This is a genomic window from Paenibacillus sp. FSL R10-2796 (assembly GCF_037965315.1).
GTDB lineage: Bacteria > Bacillota > Bacilli > Paenibacillales > Paenibacillaceae > Paenibacillus_AQ > Paenibacillus_AQ odorifer.
In genome coordinates this window covers 5,728,326-5,747,453 of the sequence record NZ_CP150178.1, presented here as the reverse complement: position 1 = coordinate 5,747,453, position 19,128 = coordinate 5,728,326, and the positions used below count along the sequence as shown (strand labels likewise).

Below are 19,128 nucleotides of genomic sequence, written 5' to 3'. Positions count from 1 at the left end.
TTCATTTTTATTTCCGATTGAACTACTGGTAGTATTCTTAACAGTGTTAATTATCATCACATTGGTTATTTCAAAATGTTTCATGAAAATCAACACTATTTATATCAAAATTTACATAATATTTTCATTGTGTTAATTTTGAAATCCTTGTCGTTAGGGTGATGAATATGGGCGAAGAACTACTAGAAATCAAAAATTTGTCGACATCGTTCAGAATTGCAGACGACTATTATGCTGCGGTTGATGATGTTACCCTGTCTGTTCGCAAAAATGAAATTCTGGCTATCGTTGGAGAATCTGGTTCAGGAAAAAGTGCGCTCGCCTTTTCCATTATGGGGCTGCATACCAGAGCCAGAATTGACGGACAAATCAAATACAAGGGCCAGGACATCGTTACTATGTCTCCTGCTGCACTAAACAAGCTGCGCGGGCAAGAAATGTCTATGATTTTTCAAGATCCTTTATCCGCTTTAAACCCGCTAATGATCATCGGTTCACAGATTGAAGAAGTACTTATCCTACATGATTCCAAGCTTTCTAAGAAACAGCGAAAAGAGAAGGTCATTGATCTTTTGACCAAGGTTGGAATTTCCCGTCCCGAGCATACATATCAGCAGTACCCCCACGAATTATCCGGTGGCATGAGGCAGCGGGTGGTTATCGCCATTGCGATAGCCAATGGACCCAAGCTTTTGATCGCCGACGAGCCTACCACAGCACTAGATGTGACTATCCAATTACAAATCCTTGAACTTATTAAAAAATTAAAAAACGATATGGAAGCAGGCATTATCTTAATCACTCATGACTTAGGGGTTGTAAGCGAAATGGCTGACCGTGTTGCGGTGATGTATGCCGGACAAATCGTCGAAATCGCAGATATTTTTACGTTGACGTCTAATCCGAAACATCCATATACGAGATCCTTATTAAACTCCATTCCAACGGCAAAAGAAGAAAAATCCAGGTTGCATGTGATTCAGGGGATTGTTCCACCACTGCAAAACCTTCCGCGTAAGGGCTGCCGTTTCTCGGCACGGACACCTTGGATTCCTGAATCGGAGCATGAGGAGAACCCACAGCTGCATGAAGTCGCACCCGGACATTTCGTTCGCTGCACCTGTTATAACAATTTCCATTTCCCTGATACTAACGAGGAGGCAATCCACAATGGGACTTCTTGAGGTTAAAAATTTAGCAGTACATTTTCCGATCCACGGCGGTGTTTTTCGAAGGGAAGTTGGCGTAGTTAAGGCTGTCGATAATGTTAATTTTACCATTGAAGCTGGGCAAACCTATGGTCTGGTTGGTGAATCTGGTTCCGGAAAGACGACAACGGGTCGCGCGATTATAGGTCTTAATTCTATTACTAGCGGCAGCGTGATTTTTGAAGGGCAAGATTTGGCCTTGAGGGGTGTACGAAAGCAAAGAAATGTCCGCAAAGACATTCAGATGATCTTTCAGGATCCGTACTCTTCCTTAAATCCTAAGAAGCGTGTACTCGATATTATTGCAGAACCGTTGCGTAATTTCGAAAAAATGTCTCCAGGGGAAGAAAAACGCCGGGTGCAGGAATTGCTTTTACAAGTAGGCTTAAGTCCTGAGAACATCCTGAAATATCCGCATGAATTTTCTGGCGGCCAGCGGCAGCGGATCGGAATTGCCAGAGCAATTGCACTCAAGCCAAAACTTATTATTGCTGACGAGCCGGTATCTGCGCTAGATGTCTCAGTACAGGCACAGGTGCTTAACTTCATGCAGGACATTCAAAAAGAGCTGAATCTTACTTTTCTATTTATCAGTCATGATCTCGGGATCATCAGGCATATGTGCGATCACATAGGGATTATGTATAAAGGACGACATGTGGAGCAAGGGACTGCTAAAGATATTTTTGACAATCCTCAGCATATTTATACCAAACGACTCATTGCCGCCATTCCTGATATTGATCCGAAACAGAGAGAAAAGCAGACGGCATTCAGAAAATCAGTAAGCAAGGAATATGAACAAGCGCACCGGAATTATTTTGATGAAGAAGGCATGGCTTATCCATTAAAATCAATTTCCGAGACTCATCTGGTAGCCTTGCCTGAGAAAGGTTGAGAATATGTGGAAGATTATCGTTCGTAGAATTCTTATAATGATCCCTCAAGTAGTTCTATTAAGTATTCTTGTTTTTCTTATGGCGAAGGCGATGCCTGGTGACGCACTCTCAGGAATGCTCGATCCGAATATTGATCCGGCGGCCATTGATGCGATGAGAGAAAAGCTCGGTCTAAATGATCCATGGTACATCCAGTACTGGGATTGGATCACTAAAGCGATACAAGGGGATTTCGGCCAGTCCTTCCGTTTCAAAATGCCGGTCTCAGAGCTAATCGGACAACGCCTGATGAATACACTTTGGCTGGCCATTGTTACGCTGATTCTTACATACCTTATTGCTATCCCGCTTGGTATTACCAGCGGACGTTATAACGATTCGTGGCTGGATCGCTTGATAACTGGCTATACCTATATTGGATTTGCTGCACCATTGTTTATTTTTGCACTTTTAATGGTATGGGTTTTCGGATTTCATTTTCATTGGTTTCCTACCAGCGGCAGTGTCAGTCCCGGGGAAGTTCCAGGTACACTAAGTCACTTCTGGAGTAAATTCTACCATCTACTTCTGCCTGCGTTATCTATGGCGCTAATTGCAACGGTTGGGACCGTCCAATATCTGAGAAATGAGATCATTGATACGAAGCAAAAAGATTTCATTCTCACTGCTAGAGCTAAAGGGGCTTCAGAGTCACGCGTATACAATCGTCATATTTTGAGAAACTCCTTGCTGCCGATCGCTGCATTTTTTGGATATGAGATCACTGGGCTAATTGGTGGTACGGTGTTCGTTGAAACGATCTTCAGCTATCCAGGAATGGGTTTGCTGTTTCTAAGTTCGATAACGATTCGGGATTTCAGCGTGGTAACAGCCCTCGTTCTTCTGTATGGGGTTGCTTCCATCGTCGGTGCGTTGTTATCAGACATTATTTTAAGTATCGTAGATCCTCGTATCCGGATTAAATAAGAAGATGAACACTTTGGGGTGAATGAAATGGCAAAGACGAGCGCAGAGATAGCTCTGCTGCAGGAAACTGATAAAAGTCCATCGGGCTTCAAAATTGTTTGGCGGGAGATGGTGCGGGATAAGCTGGCACTGGTCTCATTGATTTTCCTATTTACGATTATTGCTGCTGTATATGGGATCTCCTTATTTTTAGATCAGAAAGAAATTGTCACGGTTGACTTGTTCGCCCTATATGAGAAGCCTTCGGCTGTGCATTGGCTGGGGACTGATTATGGAGGACGGGATGTATTCGGTCAATTAATTATAGGAACACGAAATTCCATGTCTATTGCCTTTATGGTTACATTTTTTACGGGAATTATCGGTATTCTGGTAGGTTTAGTCTCAGGTTACTTTGGGGGAACGGTAGATAATGTCGCGATGCGTATTGTAGATTTCTTCATGATTCTACCTTTTCTAATGATTGTTATTGCTTTTGTCAGCGCAGTTCCTAAATACAATACGTTGACCTTCTCCTTTATCATGACAGCATTTCTTTGGATGGGGATTGCCAGGCTCATTCGTTCCAAGACATTGCAAGAGAAGGAATTGGATTATGTTCAGGCATCTAAGACCCTAGGCTCCTCCAATCTAAAAATTATGTTCACGCAAGTTCTGCCGAACTTAAGCTCAATCATTATCGTAACAATGACCTTGAATCTGGCAGCTAATATTGGATTGGAATCAGGCCTATCCTTTCTAGGTTTTGGTTTTCCAGAAAGTACACCCAGTCTGGGTACTCTAGTAAGCTATGCGAGAAATCCGCAGACTCTTGAGTTCAGATGGTGGATCTGGTTACCCGCATCATTGCTGATCCTGGTATTGATGTTGAGTATAAATAATGTGGGTCAAGCGCTTAAACGTGCGACCGACGCAAGACAAAGAAAAGGATAATAAGGGAGGAAATGATTAAATGAGAAAAGCCATTCGTTCAAAAGCTTTACTAGTTTCATTAATGTTTGTAATGTTGTTCGCTCTTGCGGCTTGCGGCTCCAAGAACAACAACGAAGCGGCTGAATCAACAGCAGCTCCTAACGCCAGCGCACCTGCGGCAACCGCAGAAGCAACGGCCGCGCCTGAGGCAGAAGACGGACTTTATAACATTAAAGATTTCAGTAACGTTAAGACTAACCAAGGTGAAGCTATTGACGGAGGGACAATTACATTTGGACTTGTTTCCGATAGTCCATTTGAAGGCACTTTGAACTGGAACTTCTATTCTGGAGATCCAGATGCTCAAGTTCTGAACTGGTTTGATGAAGGTTTGTTAACTTGGGATAAAGACTATGTTTATACTAATGATGGTGCGGCTACTTATGAAGTTGCAGAAGATGGACGTACCTTTACCTTTACGATTCGCGACAATGTAAACTGGCAGGATGGTAAACCAGTAACAGCTGAAGACTGGTTGTTCGCCCATGAAGTTATTGGTAATCCTGCTTATGATGGTCCTCGTTACGGTTCTGACTTCACTAATATTGAAGGCATGGATGAGTACCATTCCGGTAAGGCCAAGACCATATCCGGGATTAAAGTGCTGGGTGATAAGAAACTGCAAATTACTTATAAGCAATCTACACCTTCCTTGTTAACGGGTAGCATATGGATTTATCCATTAGCCAAACATATCTTTGGCGGCATGGATGTTGCCAAAATCTCCTCTTCCCCTGAAGTCCGCCAAAAGCCAATTGGCTTCGGAGCTTTTAAAGTAGAGAGTATCGTTCCTGGTGAGTCTGTAGTATTTGTTAAGAATGAAGATTACTGGCGCGGAGCCCCTAAACTGGATAAAGTAATTTTGAAGGTTATCAACCCAACAACGATTGTACAAGAACTGAAATCTGGTGGAGTTGACTTGGTGGATTCCTTCCCTATTGATCAATACCCTGATAATGCAAAGATGTCAAACGTTGAATTCCTGGGTGCGGTTGATCGTGCTTATACGTATATAGGCTTTAAGCTTGGTAAATGGGATGCAACGAAAAAAGAGGTTGTTACCGATCCTAAAGCTAAAATGGCGGATGTGAATCTTCGTAAAGCAATGTGGGCAGCGGTTGACAATGATACTGTTGGTAAAAAGTTCTATAATGGTCTGCGTTGGAATGCGACTACCTTGATTCCACCTTCCCATCCTGAATTCCATGATGCTTCCAATCCAGGTGTAGCTTATGATCCAGAAGCAGCTAAGAAGATCCTGGATGACGCTGGTTACAAACTAAACGGTGAATTTAGAACGAATCCAGATGGCAGCGAGCTGAAGATTAATTTCATTTCGATGACTGGTGGAGACATTGCTGAGCCGTTGGCTCAATATTATGTACAATCCTGGAAAGCGATTGGTCTGAATGTAACTTTGGAAATGGTAGAGTTTAATACCTTCTATGATCGCATAGGTCAAAATGGTGAGGATGATCCTACTGTTGATGTGTACCAAGGCGCTTGGGGTGTAGGGATTGACGTTGACCCATCAGGTCTGTATGGCAAAGATGCAATCTATAACTTCCCACGTTACTCGAGTGCAGAGAACGATCGTTTGCTCTCCGAAGGGATCTCCGAGGCTGCATTTGATGTAGACAAACGTAAAGAAATCTATAAAGAGTGGCAACAATTTATGGTTGACGAGATTCCAGTATTCCCAACACTTTATCGTGCTGTAATAGTGCCGGTTAATAACCGCGTCCTGAATTATTGGGCTGTTAGTGATGGAGTTGGAATCTATTATAACGACATTGCGGTTTCTGCAGATAAAGCTGCGGTAGCTCAGTAAGAGGGGATTAATGAACAGCAGTTCAAGGAGAGATCCTGAGCTGCTGTTTTTTATTTTTCATCAAATTAACAATAATTCCTATATTTTGTGCATTATTTACTGTAAAAATATAGTGTTTTAATGAAAGATATGGTATATTTTGGGTGAGAGCGAAACTTTCGCTTAAATATAGCTCTTAGAGTGAGGTGAGTGGATGATCGCAATGACGGGTACCTGATTCAAGTGAGGGAGGTGTTACGGGACTGAGGTGTAATCTTTCTTGTGGCATTCACTGAAGAGAGGGGCAGTAGAAATGATCAAGAGGTATAGGAAACAAGGACTGGTGTTCAGTTTGTTGTTTGCGCTTACATTTTGTTCAAATGCTGCATTTCAACCGGCGATAGCAGAGGCAGCGGCCGGAGACTACAACTATGCGGAGGTTCTACAAAAATCTATTTATTTCTACGAAACACAGCGGTCTGGTGAATTGCCAGATAACAATCGGGTGGAATGGCGGGGCGATTCCGGTCTTTTGGACGGGGCGGATGTGGGACATGATCTGACTGGTGGTTGGTACGATGCCGGTGATCACGTTAAATTCGGTTTGCCTATGGCTTATTCTACAACGATGCTGGCGTGGTCAGTTTATGAGTACAAGCAAGGATATGAGGGGTCTGGGCAGCTTGAGGAAATTTTAGACAATATTCGCTGGGCAACCGATTATTTTGTGAAAGCTCATACCGCTCCTAACGAGCTGTGGGGACAAGTTGGTAACGGAACAACCGATCATAATTGGTGGGGACCCGCAGAAGTCATGCAGATGCAGAGACCTTCCTACAAAATTGATGCCACTCATCCCGGATCAGATCTTGCCGCAGAAACAGCTGCAGCGTTAGCTTCAGCATCCATTATTTTCAGGGATACGGATGCCGTATACGCGGACAAGCTGCTGCTGCATGCTAAACAGCTTTACAATTTTGCAGACACTTATCGCGGCTCCTATTCCGACAGCATTACCGACGTCAAACAATATTATAATTCTTGGAGCGGTTACGCGGATGAATTGAGCTGGGGGGCTGTCTGGTTGTATTTGGCGACTAACGATCAGCAGTATCTCAATAAGGCTATTGCAGCAAGCGATCAATGGGGAACGAATCAGGCTGGAAACTGGGGGTATCAGTGGACACAGTCTTGGGACGACAAGCATTATGGCGCTCAATTACTGTTGGCACGAATCACCGGGCAGACCAAGTTCATTCAATCCACTGAACGGAATATGCAGTATTGGACGACTGGAGTGGGTGGAACAAGTGACCGTGTTGCCTATACACCTGGCGGACTAGCCCATCTGGATCAATGGGGCGCATTGCGTTATGCAGCCAATCAGGCTTTTATGGCCTTCGTTTACTCAGACTGGGTGAGCGATCCGGTGAAGAAAGATACGGCGCGCTCTTTCGCGGAGAGACAAATTACGTATATGCTTGGTGACAATCCACGAAACAGCAGTTATGTTATCGGTTTTGGTAACAATTCTCCTCAGCATCCCCATCATCGAACCTCACATGGATCATGGAATGATAGTCAGAGCGTTCCGGTAAATCATCGCCATGTCTTGTACGGAGCGCTAGTTGGAGGCCCGTCCAAAACAGACAGCTACACCGACTCCATTAACGATTATGTCTCGAATGAAGTTGCAACCGATTACAATGCAGCTTTTACAGGAGCTATTGCAAAAATGGTGCTGCTGCATGGACAAGGGCAACAGCCGCTTGCACAATTTCCACCTGCAGAGACACGTGAAGATGAGATGTTTGTCGAAGCCTCTGTGAATGCTAGTGGCAGCAATTTCGTAGAGATTCGAGCATTGCTGAATAACCGTACGGGCTGGCCGGCAAGGGCCAGTAAAGAGATGTCTTTTAACTATTATGTGGATCTTAGTGAAGCGATAGCGGCTGGTTATGGTCCTGAGGATATTACGGTTACAGCGGGAGGCTACAATCAGGGTGGAACGGTGTCTGCACTTCAGCCTTACGATGCAGCTAACCATATCTACTATACTAAGGTTGATTTTACAGGTACTTTGATTTATCCGGGTGGACAATCTGCTCATCGTAAGGAGATTCAATTCCGAATTGCAGCTCCGCTGAACACTAACTTCTGGAATAATGCTAATGATTTTTCATTCCAAGGGGTGGCAGCTCAAGGAGTAACTCCTGTAAAAACAGCGAACATTCCGGTGTTTGATGCAGGTGTACACATGTATGGAGAACTTCCAGCGGGTGGCGGACAACCTGGAGAACCTCAAGTCCCTGCACGTCCGACTAATGTTCAGGCTGTAGCAGGTAATGGGACTGTCCATTTGACTTGGAGTGCGATTAGCGGGGTCAGTGAATATACCGTTAAACGCAGTGAAGTGAGTGGAGGCCCGTATACGGTGCTTGAGAATGTCACGGGAACGGATTACATGGATAGTGGACGGGTGAACGGAACCACTTATTATTATGTGATCACTGCCACGAATAGTGTAGGGGAGAGCTTGCCATCTATACAGGTTAGTGCTAAACCCCAAGAACCGACACAGCCCACAACGGGAAATTTGAAGGTGCAATATCGTACGAATGATACGAATGCCAGTGATGGACAGCTGCGCCCTCAGTTCCGAATTATGAATACAGGAACCGAGTCTGTGGCACTTAGCGGCTTGAAGCTGCGTTATTATTTCACTGTGGATGGGGATAAACCACAACAGTTTCATTGTGATTATGCTGTAGTGGGCAGTGGTAATTTAAGCGGCAGTTTTGTTAAGCTGAATCCCGCCAGTACGGGCGCGGATTATTATCTGGAGATTTCTTTTGGTGCAGGGGCTGGAAGTATAGCGCCTGGTGGAGATAGCGGCGAGATTCAGGCTCGCACCAATAAGACGGACTGGACGGCTTATAATGAAACGGATGATTATTCCTACAGCGCGGTTCAGCAGACATTTGCCGATTGGAATAAGGTTACACTTTATCAAGGTGAAACACTTGTATGGGGCTTAGAACCATAAATATATCCAAGAGAGGGAGCTTGCCTAAGATGATGAAATTGAGCTTAATAAAGAAGCCTGTTTCTGTAATAATGGCCGCAGTCCTGTTTCTCTCACTCATGACCGGTCTATTTAATTTTAGACCTCAGACTGCTCACGCTTCAACTACGGAGCAGACGCGATTTCTGCAATTATATGCGCAGCTAAAAGACCCCACAAATGGTTATTTCTCTGCCGAAGGAGTACCTTATCATGCGGTAGAGACCTTGATGAGTGAAGCCCCTGATTACGGACATATGACGACCTCAGAAGCTTACAGTTATTGGATGTGGCTTGAGGTACTCTATGGTTATCACACAGGGGACTGGACTAAGCTGGAATCCGCTTGGGACAACATGGAGAAGTATATCATCCCTATTAACGAAGGTGATGGCAAGGAAGAGCAGCCAACCATGAGTTATTACAATCCGAACAGCCCGGCTACGTATGCAGCGGAGCATGCTCAGCCGGATCAGTATCCAAGTCAGCTAGGTGGCCAGTATACAGCAGGTAAAGATCCGCTAGATGCTGAATTGAAGGCGACGTATGGCAACAACCAGACCTACTTGATGCACTGGCTGGTAGACGTGGACAACTGGTACGGCTTCGGCAACTTGCTGAATCCTACGCATACAGCCGCTTATGTGAATACATTCCAACGGGGTGAACAAGAATCCGTTTGGGAGGCGGTCCCTCACCCGTCTCAAGATGACAAAACGTTCGGAAAAGCAAACGAAGGCTTCATGAGCCTGTTCACAAAAGAAGCTAACGTGCCTTCCGCTCAATGGCGTTACACGAATGCTACAGATGCCGATGCACGGGCAGTACAAGCAATGTACTGGGCTAAAGAGCTCGGCTACAACAATACAGTGTATTTGAATAAAGCTAAGAAAATGGGCGATTTCCTGCGGTACGGTATGTATGATAAATACTTCCAAAAAGTAGGAAGTGCAGCTACTGACGGCACCCCTGATGCCGGGACTGGCAAAGATTCCAATCAATATCTTCTGGCTTGGTATACCGCATGGGGCGGTGGACTTGGAGCTACAGGAAACTGGGCTTGGAGAATTGGTGCGAGCCATGCCCACCAAGGGTATCAGAATGTCGTAGCTGCCTACGCACTTTCTGATTCGGATGGTGGTCTGATTCCGTCATCAGCTACAGCTGGGCAGGATTGGGAAAATTCTCTGAAACGTCAATTGGAATTTTATACTTGGCTGCAGTCCTCTGAAGGGGCAATTGCCGGTGGAGCGACCAATAGTTATCAAGGCGCTTACAAGGCTTATCCAGCTGGAACCAGTACTTTTTATGGCATGGCCTATGACGAAGCTCCAGTCTACCACGATCCTCCATCCAATAACTGGTTCGGAATGCAGGCATGGAGTGTGGAGCGGGTAGCGGAGCTGTACTATATCCTTGCTTCTAACGGAGACACTACATCTGAAAACTTCCAAATGGCAAAACAAGTTATAGAAAATTGGGTAGATTGGTCTAAAGATTATGCCTTTGCCAACAAACGTCCAGTTACGGATGCAGAAGGTTACTATCTGAACAGCCAAGGAAATCGAATTCTTGGAGGCGCCAATCCACAAGTGGCTACAGTCTCTGCACCAGGAGAATTCTGGATTCCAGGTAATGTGGAATGGACAGGACAACCTAATACGTGGAATGGCTTCAGTGGTTCTGCCGCAAACAGTAACCTGAAAGCCGTAACTAAGAGTCCAAGCCAAGATACAGGTGTACTGGGCAGCTATATTAAGGCACTTACCTTCTATGCGGCTGGCACCAAAGCTGAACATGGCAGCTACAGTACTCTGGGAGGAGAAGCTCAGGTACTGGCTAAATCTTTGTTAGACACGGCATGGGGTTATAACGATGGAATTGGTATTGCAACTACCGAAAGCCGTGCAGATTATTCTCGCTATTTCACTAAAGAAGTCTATTTCCCAAGCGGCTGGACAGGTACATTCGGCCAAGGAAATACAATCCCTGGTACATCAACAGTGCCTTCCGATCCTGCTAAAGGCGGAAATGGGGTATATGCAAGCTATACCGATATCCGTCCGAATATCGTAAATGACTCTAAGTGGCAATATCTGCTGGACAAATACAATACTTCTTTTAATAAAGTGACTAAAACATGGGACAATGGAGCCCCTGAATTTACCTACCATCGCTTCTGGTCGCAAGTAGATATGGCAACTGCTTATGCAGAATACGATCGATTGATCAACAGCAGCGTGCCTACGGAGCCAGTAGCTCCAAAAGCACCTTCCAAACCAAGTGCGGTCGCTGGTAACCAAGTTGTAGATCTTAGTTGGAACAACGTAACTGGAGCTACAAGCTATACTGTGAAAAGAGCTGCAACAACTGGTGGCCCTTACAGCGATGTGGCTGTTGTCACTCAAGCTACTTACAGTGACACTTCCGTGGTTAACGGTACGGATTATTACTATGTAGTTAGTGCTTCCAACGTGGTTGGAGAGAGCCCGAATTCGCCTGAGGTTCACGCCAAGCCTATGGATGTACCGATTCCGGCACAAGGAGATTTGGTGGTGAAGTACCGGACAAGTGATACCAATCCGGGAGATAATCAGTTCCGCCCGCAGCTGCAAATTGTTAACAATGGGGATACGGCTGTAGCGCTTAGCGATGTAAAGCTGCGGTATTATTACACGATTGATGGCGATAAACCTCAACAATTTAATGTTGACTATGCTAACATCGGTGGAAGTAATATACAGGGAACATTCGTGAAGGTAGACCCTGCCAAAACTGGAGCGGACTATTATTTAGAAATCTCCTTCGGCGCAGGTGCAGGCAGTCTTGCACCGGGAGCCAACACGGGTGATATCCAGATCCGGGTCAACAAAACGGACTGGAGCAATTACAACGAGGTTGGAGACTACTCGTATGATCCTACCAAAACATCTTACACGGAATGGAATCATGTGCCGTTGTACTTGAATGGTGCTCTAGCATGGGGACTTGAGCCTTAAAGTCTAAATGAGGGAAGCCCTAGCCATTTGGCTGGGGCTTTTTTTGTTATTGGCTGGTTAGCGACTGCACTTCGACTAATTGTGGCTTCATGTCCATTTTAATTGTATTTCCTACAACTAAAATAGGCTCTAGCCGCGCCAACGTAATTTAATTGCACTTCATACAACTATTTATCAGTATATGGATACTTATTGAGATATAAGCTCAGTTTAACTGTACAATGTGCAACTAAAACCCAAAAAGAAATAAAAACGCACGAAATTGCTGTATTAAATACAACTATTTCGTGCTTTGGTATGCTAGTTAGATATTGTGAGTTACTACGATTACTTGTAGATCAAGCTTTTATAGAAGTTTGGTTTACATTCACACTTGTGCTGAAGGAACAACCTTCTCCGCGTATTCTATCGTTCCGCCGCCGAGACATTGCTCCCCGAGATAGAAGACAACAGCTTGACCAGGTGTGATCGCTTTTTGTGGAACATCAAAGGCTACATTAATCGTTCCATCTTCACGCGCTGTAAGGGTCACGCCTTGATCTGGCTGGCGATACCGGAATTTGGCGGTGCATTTTAGCGGCTCTTGCCCAAGCGCTTGACCGTCAATCCAGTTAACACCGGAAGCAATCAGGCTAGTGGAGTACAGGCTGTGGTGCTTGTCTCCTTGTACTACATAAAGAATATTGCGGCTAAGATCTTTTTCAGCTACAAACCACGGTTCGCCGTTGCCAGAGCCACCAATACCAAGGCCTTGGCGTTGGCCTAACGTGTAATACATAAGTCCGTCGTGGCGGCCTTTGATCTCTCCAGTTACTATGTCAACCATATCGCCAGCTTGTGCCGGGAGATATTGGCTGAGGAATTCGCGGAAGTTGCGCTCGCCGATAAAGCAGACGCCTGTGCTATCTTTTTTCTTGGCAGTGTAAAGTCCTGCTTCTTCAGCAATTCTCCGCACTTCAGGTTTCGGCAGATGTCCAATAGGGAACATTGTTTTAGAGAGTTGATGTTGCCCCAATGCATTCAGGAAATAGGTTTGATCCTTATTGTTGTCTACGCCGCGGAGCAGCTTGTACACACCATCTTCTTCTATAACACGTGCGTAATGTCCAGTTGCGACATAATCGGCACCAAGCTGAAGAGCTTTGTTCAAAAATTCTCCAAACTTAATCTCGCGGTTGCACATGACGTCAGGATTTGGCGTCCGGCCGGCCTTATATTCATCGAGAAAATAAGAAAATACCTTATCAAAGTATTCCTTCTCGAAATTAACGGTATAGTAAGGAATATCAATCTGCTCGCATACGCGGCGAACATCCTCTGCATCGCTTTCGGCCGTACATACTCCGAATTCGTCGGTATCGTCCCAGTTCTTCATGAAGATGCCGATGACGTCATAGCCCTGCTGCTTGAGCAGAAGCGCCGTGACGGAGGAATCGACCCCTCCGGACATGCCGACGACGACACGGGTGTCTTGTTTTGCTTTTGTCATCGTAATCACCATTTCTGTACCCAAAATACCGGTCATTCATGGAACACCCGGCTCAAAATGTATTATAACATACCTGTCTACTCTAAACCTCTGAAATAAGAGACTGGAAACAACAAAATGTCCACCTGGGGTGAACATTCTCGTAAAATGTTTTGTTTTCCATTTCATTTGTGACTTCGGATATGATAACATAAACTGAGAGTAATTATCGGAATACCTTGATATGACAATCCAAATGACTTGCCGAATCAATAGTATACAATAATCAGACATTAAACTGAAAGAGGTGCCCCTTTGAAAATATCAACTAAAGGTCGTTACGGACTAACAATTATGATGGAGCTTGCACTGAAATTTGGTGAAGGACCAACTTCACTTAAGAGTATCGCTGAGAAAAATGGTCTTTCCGAGCATTATCTGGAGCAACTAATTGCTCCTCTGCGCAATGCAGGACTTGTAAAAAGTATTCGTGGAGCATATGGCGGATACATTTTGTCGCGTGAGGCGAATGCTATCACTGCCGGTGATATCATCCGTGTGCTGGAGGGTCCTATCTCTCCTGTAGACTTCACGGAAGAGGACGATGCAGCGAAACGGGATTTATGGTTGCGTATTCGCGACAGTATTGCCGATGTGCTGGATTCCACAACACTTTATGACTTGATTAACTACAAAGAAGAGAGTTTGGCTGACAATTACATGTTTTATATTTAGATCTCCAATGAAAGATAACTCAACAGTATTATGAATCAACCTTTAGGCTCCCATTTGGGAGTCTTTTTTTATCTTTTATTATCTGTGATTCTATTTGTTCTTACGTTTATTAAGGAGCGCAATCCAGCAGCAAAAGGCTCCGATAAACGCTGCGAGAATCGGTATCCATTGATTAGTAGTCAAGTTAGCACCTCTACAGTACTTATAATTCTTTCGTCATAAAAACACTATAGGGGTCTTCAATGTAATCTGCAAACGGACTACAGTATTCAAACCCATATTGTTCATATAGTTTTCTAGCCGCTTCGAACCCTTCAGTGGATCCGGTTTCCAAGCTCAGCCGCCGATAGCCTTGTTGCTTAGCTTCTTTAATAATATGGGCAAGCATTTTAGATGCAATGCCCTTCCTAAGATGCTTGGTAGAAGTACGCATGGATTTGATTTCACCATGATGGCTACCCAAGTCTTTAAGAGCACCGCAACCTAAGAGTTCGCCCTGCTCCCAGGCACTCCAGAAGGTGATTTCTGGTGTTTTTAATTTATCTAAATTTAACGCATGTACACTCTCTGGGGGAGATTGCTCAAACATGCTCTGAAGATGTTCACTGATCAATGCTATGATTTCGGTTCCGGTTAAGTTATCGATTCTAATCTCCAAATTATTCACTCCCAATGATAAGATTATGGTTTGTTGTATACATCAAGTTTCTTTAGCGGAGTTCGCTATTATATGTTGTAGCAATCGGTCCAAGGCTTTCTGTGTAAGTGGCATAAAGTAATTAAGAATTAATCCGCCTAAACAAATGGTAAGTAAAGTGCCAATCCCAATAGGCCCATTGAAAATAATGGCGGCAAATAAGAAAACAAGATAAATGATTGTTCTAGTAAATAGTATACTAAGCCTAGTTATCGTTTGCAGTACTAATGTTAGCCGGTCCACTGGAATCGGTGCGAAATTTGCGTATAAATAAATGGATGTACCTAATCCAATTGCGATTAAGCCTAAACCATAAAAAGCAATTTTACTGATCCACAGATTAGGCTCGATCAGATGGTTAAACAAAAAAAGCCACATATCAATACCTAAGCCTGCTATGAATGCAGTTACCAGCCCTAATAATTCCGGTCTTTGCTTGGATAAATATGAATTACATCCAATCAATAGGCATGCGATCAGCACTTCCCAACTGCCTACTGTAAGACCGACATTTTTGGATAGACCCACTAAAAGTGCATCAAAAGGTGATGCTCCAAGGTCAGAGATTATTGTTAGTGAAACGCCTAGGGTTAAGATGAAAATCCCGCAAGTGAAAATGGAAAACGTAGTTACACTAAACTTCTTCATTCTTTTGAAGCAGAAAGATCTTTAGTCATTAAAAGATGAGGGATGCCATCCTCCATAAATTCAGTAGATGAAGCCCGATAACCAAGTTTCTTATAGAAGCCCTCCGCCTGAGTTTGCCCGTGCAATTTAACTTTTTGATGCCCCTTTTCCACTACGATCTCTTCTAATGCAGAAATGATTTTTTTCCCAATTCCAAATTTACGATAAGGTTCTAGGATGCAAATACGCTCTAACTTACCTATACCATCAAGAACGCGGATCCTTCCTGTGGCAACTGGTTGCCCATCATAATAGGCCAGGACATGTTCACATTCTCCATTCAGTGTATCGAATTCATCAAATTCATCATTAAGGGGAACGCCTTGTTCCTCAACAAATACTTTTTTTCTGATTGAAAATGCAGCTTCAAGTTCCTCGATTAGTGTAATTCTTTTAAGATTCATTCTTGCTTACTCCATTCTGTATTTGTTTTTTTTAGGAAAAACGTCATAATGAATTAACGACAATTATAAGTATATATACAATCAATATTGTTGTAAATACAACATTATTGGAACTGGTAGGTGATTGAATGAAAGAGATCCTTCGTGAAGTTGGAATGATAGCGAGGGCATTAGATTCCATAAGTAATATAGAGTTCAAGGAATTAGAGCTTACAAAGGGGCAGTATTTATATCTGGTCCGGATATATGAGAATCCGGGCATTATTCAAGAAAAGCTGTCGGAAATGATAAAGGTGGACCGAACAACAGCAGCACGTGCGATTCAGAAGCTTGAAATCCAAGGTTTTATTGAAAAGAAAGACGATGAAACGAACAAAAAAATAAAAAGGTTATTCACAACTGAAAAAGGCAAACAAGCCTACTCTTTTCTGAAGAGAGAAGGGGACCATACCGACTTGGTTGCGTTAGCAGGATTATCTGAAAAAGAAACGGAAGTCTTGTTTCAACTTTTGCAAAGAGTTAGGAAAAATGTTGAGGTTGAGTGGGAATACGTAAAGAAGGGAAATAAAAGAGAGTACTAAAATCAGCAATTGTTATTGAACTAACCCAACACGATTGCATAAAAAAATGCCTTGCTAGTGATATACTGGCAGGGCATTTTAATAAGATGATTCATATATCAACGGAGCCGTGGAACGTACGGAGCGGAGAATAAAAAAAGAACACCCTAAAGTGTTCATTAAGGTTAATTAATGTTAATTATTGTGCTGCGGGGGTATTTCCCATTGCAATAGAAATTCTGTTCCAACTGTTGATTTGATTAATAATCAGCACAAGATCAACATATTGTTTCTCATCGTAATGTTCACGTACTTGCTTATATAGCTCATCCGGAACTCTTTTGGAAGGGATCAGCGTAATATGCTCAGCTAGTTCGAGAGCAACCTTCTCTTCAGGTGTATAAAAACTACATTCCTCCCAAACATTTAAACAATAAATTCGTTGTTCAGTTTCACCCATTTTACGAGCTTCGGATGTATGCATATCTATACAGAAAGCACATCCGTTAATTTGAGAAACTCTGATTTTGATAAGTTCTCTTGTAGTCCGATTAATCGTAGATTTTTTGGTGTACATCTCCATATCCATCATGATTTTCATACCCTCAGGTGCAACTTCATTGTAAGCAACTCTTTGACTCATTAGGCAAGACTCCTTAGGCTTTAGTTTAGGAATAGTATAACTTTATTTTAACACTATTATTCTTTATATGCGAACATTTGTACTTATTTTTTTATTTATAAGAAGGCAGAAATCACCCGCCGACATATCCTCAAAGCGGAACGGAAATGATGTCAATATAATCTTCTACCTGTCTAATTGGCTGTTATTCCACGAGTTTCCCCTTCCTCTTGCCTCACAACTATCGGCTTCCTGGTGAATAAGTTGATAGAAACCAAGAGGAGGAGTGAGGAAATGCCTTATACAACAGGTCTTATTACAAATACAAGAGCAACTGGTACTGCAGCAAGTAATGTAGTAGTCAGTGTTCGTAACACAAGTAATGCGAGTGCAATGATGATCGTCGAAGTTTTTGGTGTTCCATATTCGATGCCAGCTCTTACTCCGCTTTATGTCACAGGGTATTACGTTCCTGCAAAGAGTTCTGATATTAGAGAGTTTTTCATTGGGGGCAATTTGGCTTACGAGGTACAAATTAGTAGTCCTTTTCCTTTGGCAGAAGTAGTTACCTCCGTGTATGGGCTGGACGAGTTCGGAAATCTAGTTACTGATCAGCGAGTGCTTCAATCTGAATTGACGCAGATTACGGCATTATCTATCCCTATATAATAGTAACGTTTAGACCATTAAGCAGCAGTCGCTGACAGAAATAGGGCGATTGCTGCTTTTTTAGGCGCAATAAAGTATTTTAGGGGCATTCACACAATCATATGAGAGGAATCAAAATATACTGATTTTATACTCCAATGTAGAGAGAGGTAAAAATCATGGCGGATGTAGGAGTAGTTATGCCTGTGTATACCCAAAAGCCGGAGTTTCTGCGGCAAGCTCTGCAGTCTGTTCTACACCAATCTTTTACCAATTTTCGGCTGGTTGTTGTGATCGATGGAGCACCAGATATGGAACCGCTCGTGAGATCCATTATTGTCGAAGATCCGAGGGTAACGGTTATCTCTTACGCACAGAACAGGGGTATAGCACATGCACTGAATACTGGCTTTGATCTTTTGTTTAGTGAGCCCAGTATTCAATATTTGAGTTGGGTTTCCAGCGACAATGTTTATGAACCCCGTTTCCTCGAAATCCTTCGGGGGGCGCTAGTTAGAGGTCCACAGGAGTTAGGCATCGTGTTCAGTTCTTTTCAAAGCATCGATAACGAGGGAAAGTTTCTTCACAACGAACATCAATTGGCTACGCAGCGTAATTATCAGTCACAGCCCAAAGAGAGATTGCTGGATTATTCGCTCATTGGCGTATCTTTTATGTACAAAACACAGATTGCGAAGCTTGTTGGAGCTTATGGAATGGAACCGGTGGAAGATTATGATTACTGGCTGAGACTGGCTGAACATTGTGAGATTCGCTTTATACCGGTGGAACTGGTGAATTATCGTGTAGATTCTACCTTTAGTGTATCTGCCCAGTTACATTCGGTTGAAAATCATCGTAGATGGAGATATGCCTATCATTTGACCCGCCATCAGGCGCGGTTTCGCAGAGGGATTCCGGCGTTGATTACCGTTTTATATCCTGTAGTGAATGCTTGTGCGGATGAAATAACGAGGATAGAGAATCTGTACGAACAAACGTATAGCAATTATGAATGCCGGGTGCTGGATTTATCAACTACACGTCAGCCATCAGCTCTATTGGAAACCATACCTCATCCTGCGACAGCGTTCGCTTGGCTGCCTGGGGCTGTGGAGTCACACGCGATTTGCAGTGCTATTGAGCAGCTATCCACCCCATTTACGATAGTTTTAGGTCCAAAGGTTTTTATAGGAGCGCTCGATATTGAGTACATGCTGGAAGCTTTGATTACTACGGGTGGGGATACGATTTCCAACTACTACACGGATGATCATAGCTTGATTGGATTTCGACACAGACATGTCCCCTCGACCAAAAGCCACTATTATAATGAGCTGTTTCGCAGCGCGGATTTGTATGATTTGTTGAAGACCTCTTTTACCTAAA

The 19,128-nt window shown here is 43.5% G+C and carries 16 protein-coding genes; 11 read left to right on the top strand and 5 right to left on the bottom strand.

Features of this window, described 5'->3' with window-relative positions; translation table 11 throughout:
• Positions 1 to 167 precede the first annotated feature (167 nt).
• From NST58_RS25730 to NST58_RS25700, 7 genes are all read left to right on the top strand, one after another.
• Positions 168 to 1,184 carry an ABC transporter ATP-binding protein gene (locus NST58_RS25730; RefSeq protein ID WP_076129669.1) on the top strand — a complete coding sequence of 339 codons (1,017 nt, stop codon included), beginning with the start codon at positions 168 to 170 and terminating at the stop codon, positions 1,182 to 1,184.
• Complete coding sequence (locus NST58_RS25725) at positions 1,171 to 2,106, top strand: ATP-binding cassette domain-containing protein (RefSeq protein ID WP_076129670.1); 936 nt, start codon at positions 1,171 to 1,173, stop codon at positions 2,104 to 2,106. The genes NST58_RS25730 and NST58_RS25725 overlap by 14 nt, the downstream gene beginning before the upstream one ends.
• A 4-nt stretch (positions 2,107 to 2,110) precedes the next feature.
• Complete coding sequence (gene opp4B / locus NST58_RS25720; protein WP_036677612.1) at positions 2,111 to 3,073, top strand: oligopeptide ABC transporter permease; 963 nt, start codon at positions 2,111 to 2,113, stop codon at positions 3,071 to 3,073.
• Positions 3,074 to 3,100: 27 nt separating this feature from the next.
• Positions 3,101 to 4,006: an ABC transporter permease gene (locus NST58_RS25715; RefSeq protein ID WP_076129671.1), complete on the top strand. Its 906-nt coding sequence runs from the start codon at positions 3,101 to 3,103 to the stop codon at positions 4,004 to 4,006.
• Between the two features lie 19 nt (positions 4,007 to 4,025).
• Positions 4,026 to 5,876 (top strand): oligopeptide ABC transporter substrate-binding protein, encoded by a 1,851-nt coding sequence (locus tag NST58_RS25710; protein WP_339244555.1) that lies wholly within the window; start codon positions 4,026 to 4,028, stop codon positions 5,874 to 5,876.
• A gap of 292 nt (positions 5,877 to 6,168) precedes the next feature.
• Positions 6,169 to 8,901 carry a glycoside hydrolase family 9 protein gene (locus NST58_RS25705; protein ID WP_076129673.1) on the top strand — a complete coding sequence of 911 codons (2,733 nt, stop codon included), beginning with the start codon at positions 6,169 to 6,171 and terminating at the stop codon, positions 8,899 to 8,901.
• Positions 8,902 to 8,933: 32 nt separating this feature from the next.
• Positions 8,934 to 11,918: a glycoside hydrolase family 48 protein gene (locus tag NST58_RS25700; RefSeq protein WP_339248801.1), complete on the top strand. Its 2,985-nt coding sequence runs from the start codon at positions 8,934 to 8,936 to the stop codon at positions 11,916 to 11,918.
• A 367-nt stretch (positions 11,919 to 12,285) separates the two neighbouring features.
• Here NST58_RS25700 and mnmA read toward each other — a convergent pair whose 3' ends face one another.
• Positions 12,286 to 13,407, bottom strand: coding sequence for a tRNA 2-thiouridine(34) synthase MnmA (gene mnmA, locus NST58_RS25695; protein ID WP_076129704.1), 1,122 nt, complete (start codon positions 13,405 to 13,407; stop codon positions 12,286 to 12,288).
• A gap of 294 nt (positions 13,408 to 13,701) precedes the next feature.
• On the opposite strand from mnmA, the gene NST58_RS25690 reads away from it, so the two are divergent.
• Positions 13,702 to 14,121, top strand: a complete 420-nt coding sequence (locus tag NST58_RS25690; protein WP_036677599.1) for an Rrf2 family transcriptional regulator — start codon at positions 13,702 to 13,704, stop codon at positions 14,119 to 14,121.
• Between the two features lie 202 nt (positions 14,122 to 14,323).
• Here NST58_RS25690 and NST58_RS25685 read toward each other — a convergent pair whose 3' ends face one another.
• From NST58_RS25685 to NST58_RS25675, 3 genes are read right to left on the bottom strand one after another with little or no spacing between them, the layout of a single operon-like run.
• On the bottom strand, positions 14,324 to 14,779 hold the full coding sequence (locus NST58_RS25685) for a GNAT family N-acetyltransferase (protein WP_036677596.1): 456 nt from the start codon (positions 14,777 to 14,779) through the stop codon (positions 14,324 to 14,326).
• Positions 14,780 to 14,821: 42 nt separating this feature from the next.
• Entirely contained in the window at positions 14,822 to 15,466 is a 645-nt protein-coding gene (locus NST58_RS25680) for a YitT family protein (RefSeq protein ID WP_339244554.1), read from the bottom strand.
• Complete coding sequence (locus tag NST58_RS25675; protein ID WP_076129675.1) at positions 15,463 to 15,909, bottom strand: GNAT family N-acetyltransferase; 447 nt, start codon at positions 15,907 to 15,909, stop codon at positions 15,463 to 15,465. The genes NST58_RS25680 and NST58_RS25675 overlap by 4 nt, the downstream gene beginning before the upstream one ends.
• Positions 15,910 to 16,037: 128 nt before the next feature.
• On the opposite strand from NST58_RS25675, the gene NST58_RS25670 reads away from it, so the two are divergent.
• Positions 16,038 to 16,490, top strand: a complete 453-nt coding sequence (locus NST58_RS25670; protein WP_076105880.1) for a MarR family transcriptional regulator — start codon at positions 16,038 to 16,040, stop codon at positions 16,488 to 16,490.
• Between the two features lie 178 nt (positions 16,491 to 16,668).
• Here the strand turns inward: NST58_RS25670 and NST58_RS25665 are convergent, their stop codons facing one another.
• Positions 16,669 to 17,112 carry a carboxymuconolactone decarboxylase family protein gene (locus tag NST58_RS25665; RefSeq protein WP_076129676.1) on the bottom strand — a complete coding sequence of 148 codons (444 nt, stop codon included), beginning with the start codon at positions 17,110 to 17,112 and terminating at the stop codon, positions 16,669 to 16,671.
• A 273-nt stretch (positions 17,113 to 17,385) separates the two neighbouring features.
• On the opposite strand from NST58_RS25665, the gene NST58_RS25660 reads away from it, so the two are divergent.
• Together NST58_RS25660 and NST58_RS25655 are read left to right on the top strand one after the other, a co-directional pair.
• Complete coding sequence (locus NST58_RS25660; protein ID WP_076129677.1) at positions 17,386 to 17,760, top strand: hypothetical protein; 375 nt, start codon at positions 17,386 to 17,388, stop codon at positions 17,758 to 17,760.
• Between the two features lie 158 nt (positions 17,761 to 17,918).
• On the top strand, positions 17,919 to 19,127 hold the full coding sequence (locus tag NST58_RS25655; protein ID WP_076193236.1) for a glycosyltransferase: 1,209 nt from the start codon (positions 17,919 to 17,921) through the stop codon (positions 19,125 to 19,127).
• Position 19,128 lies beyond the last annotated feature (1 nt).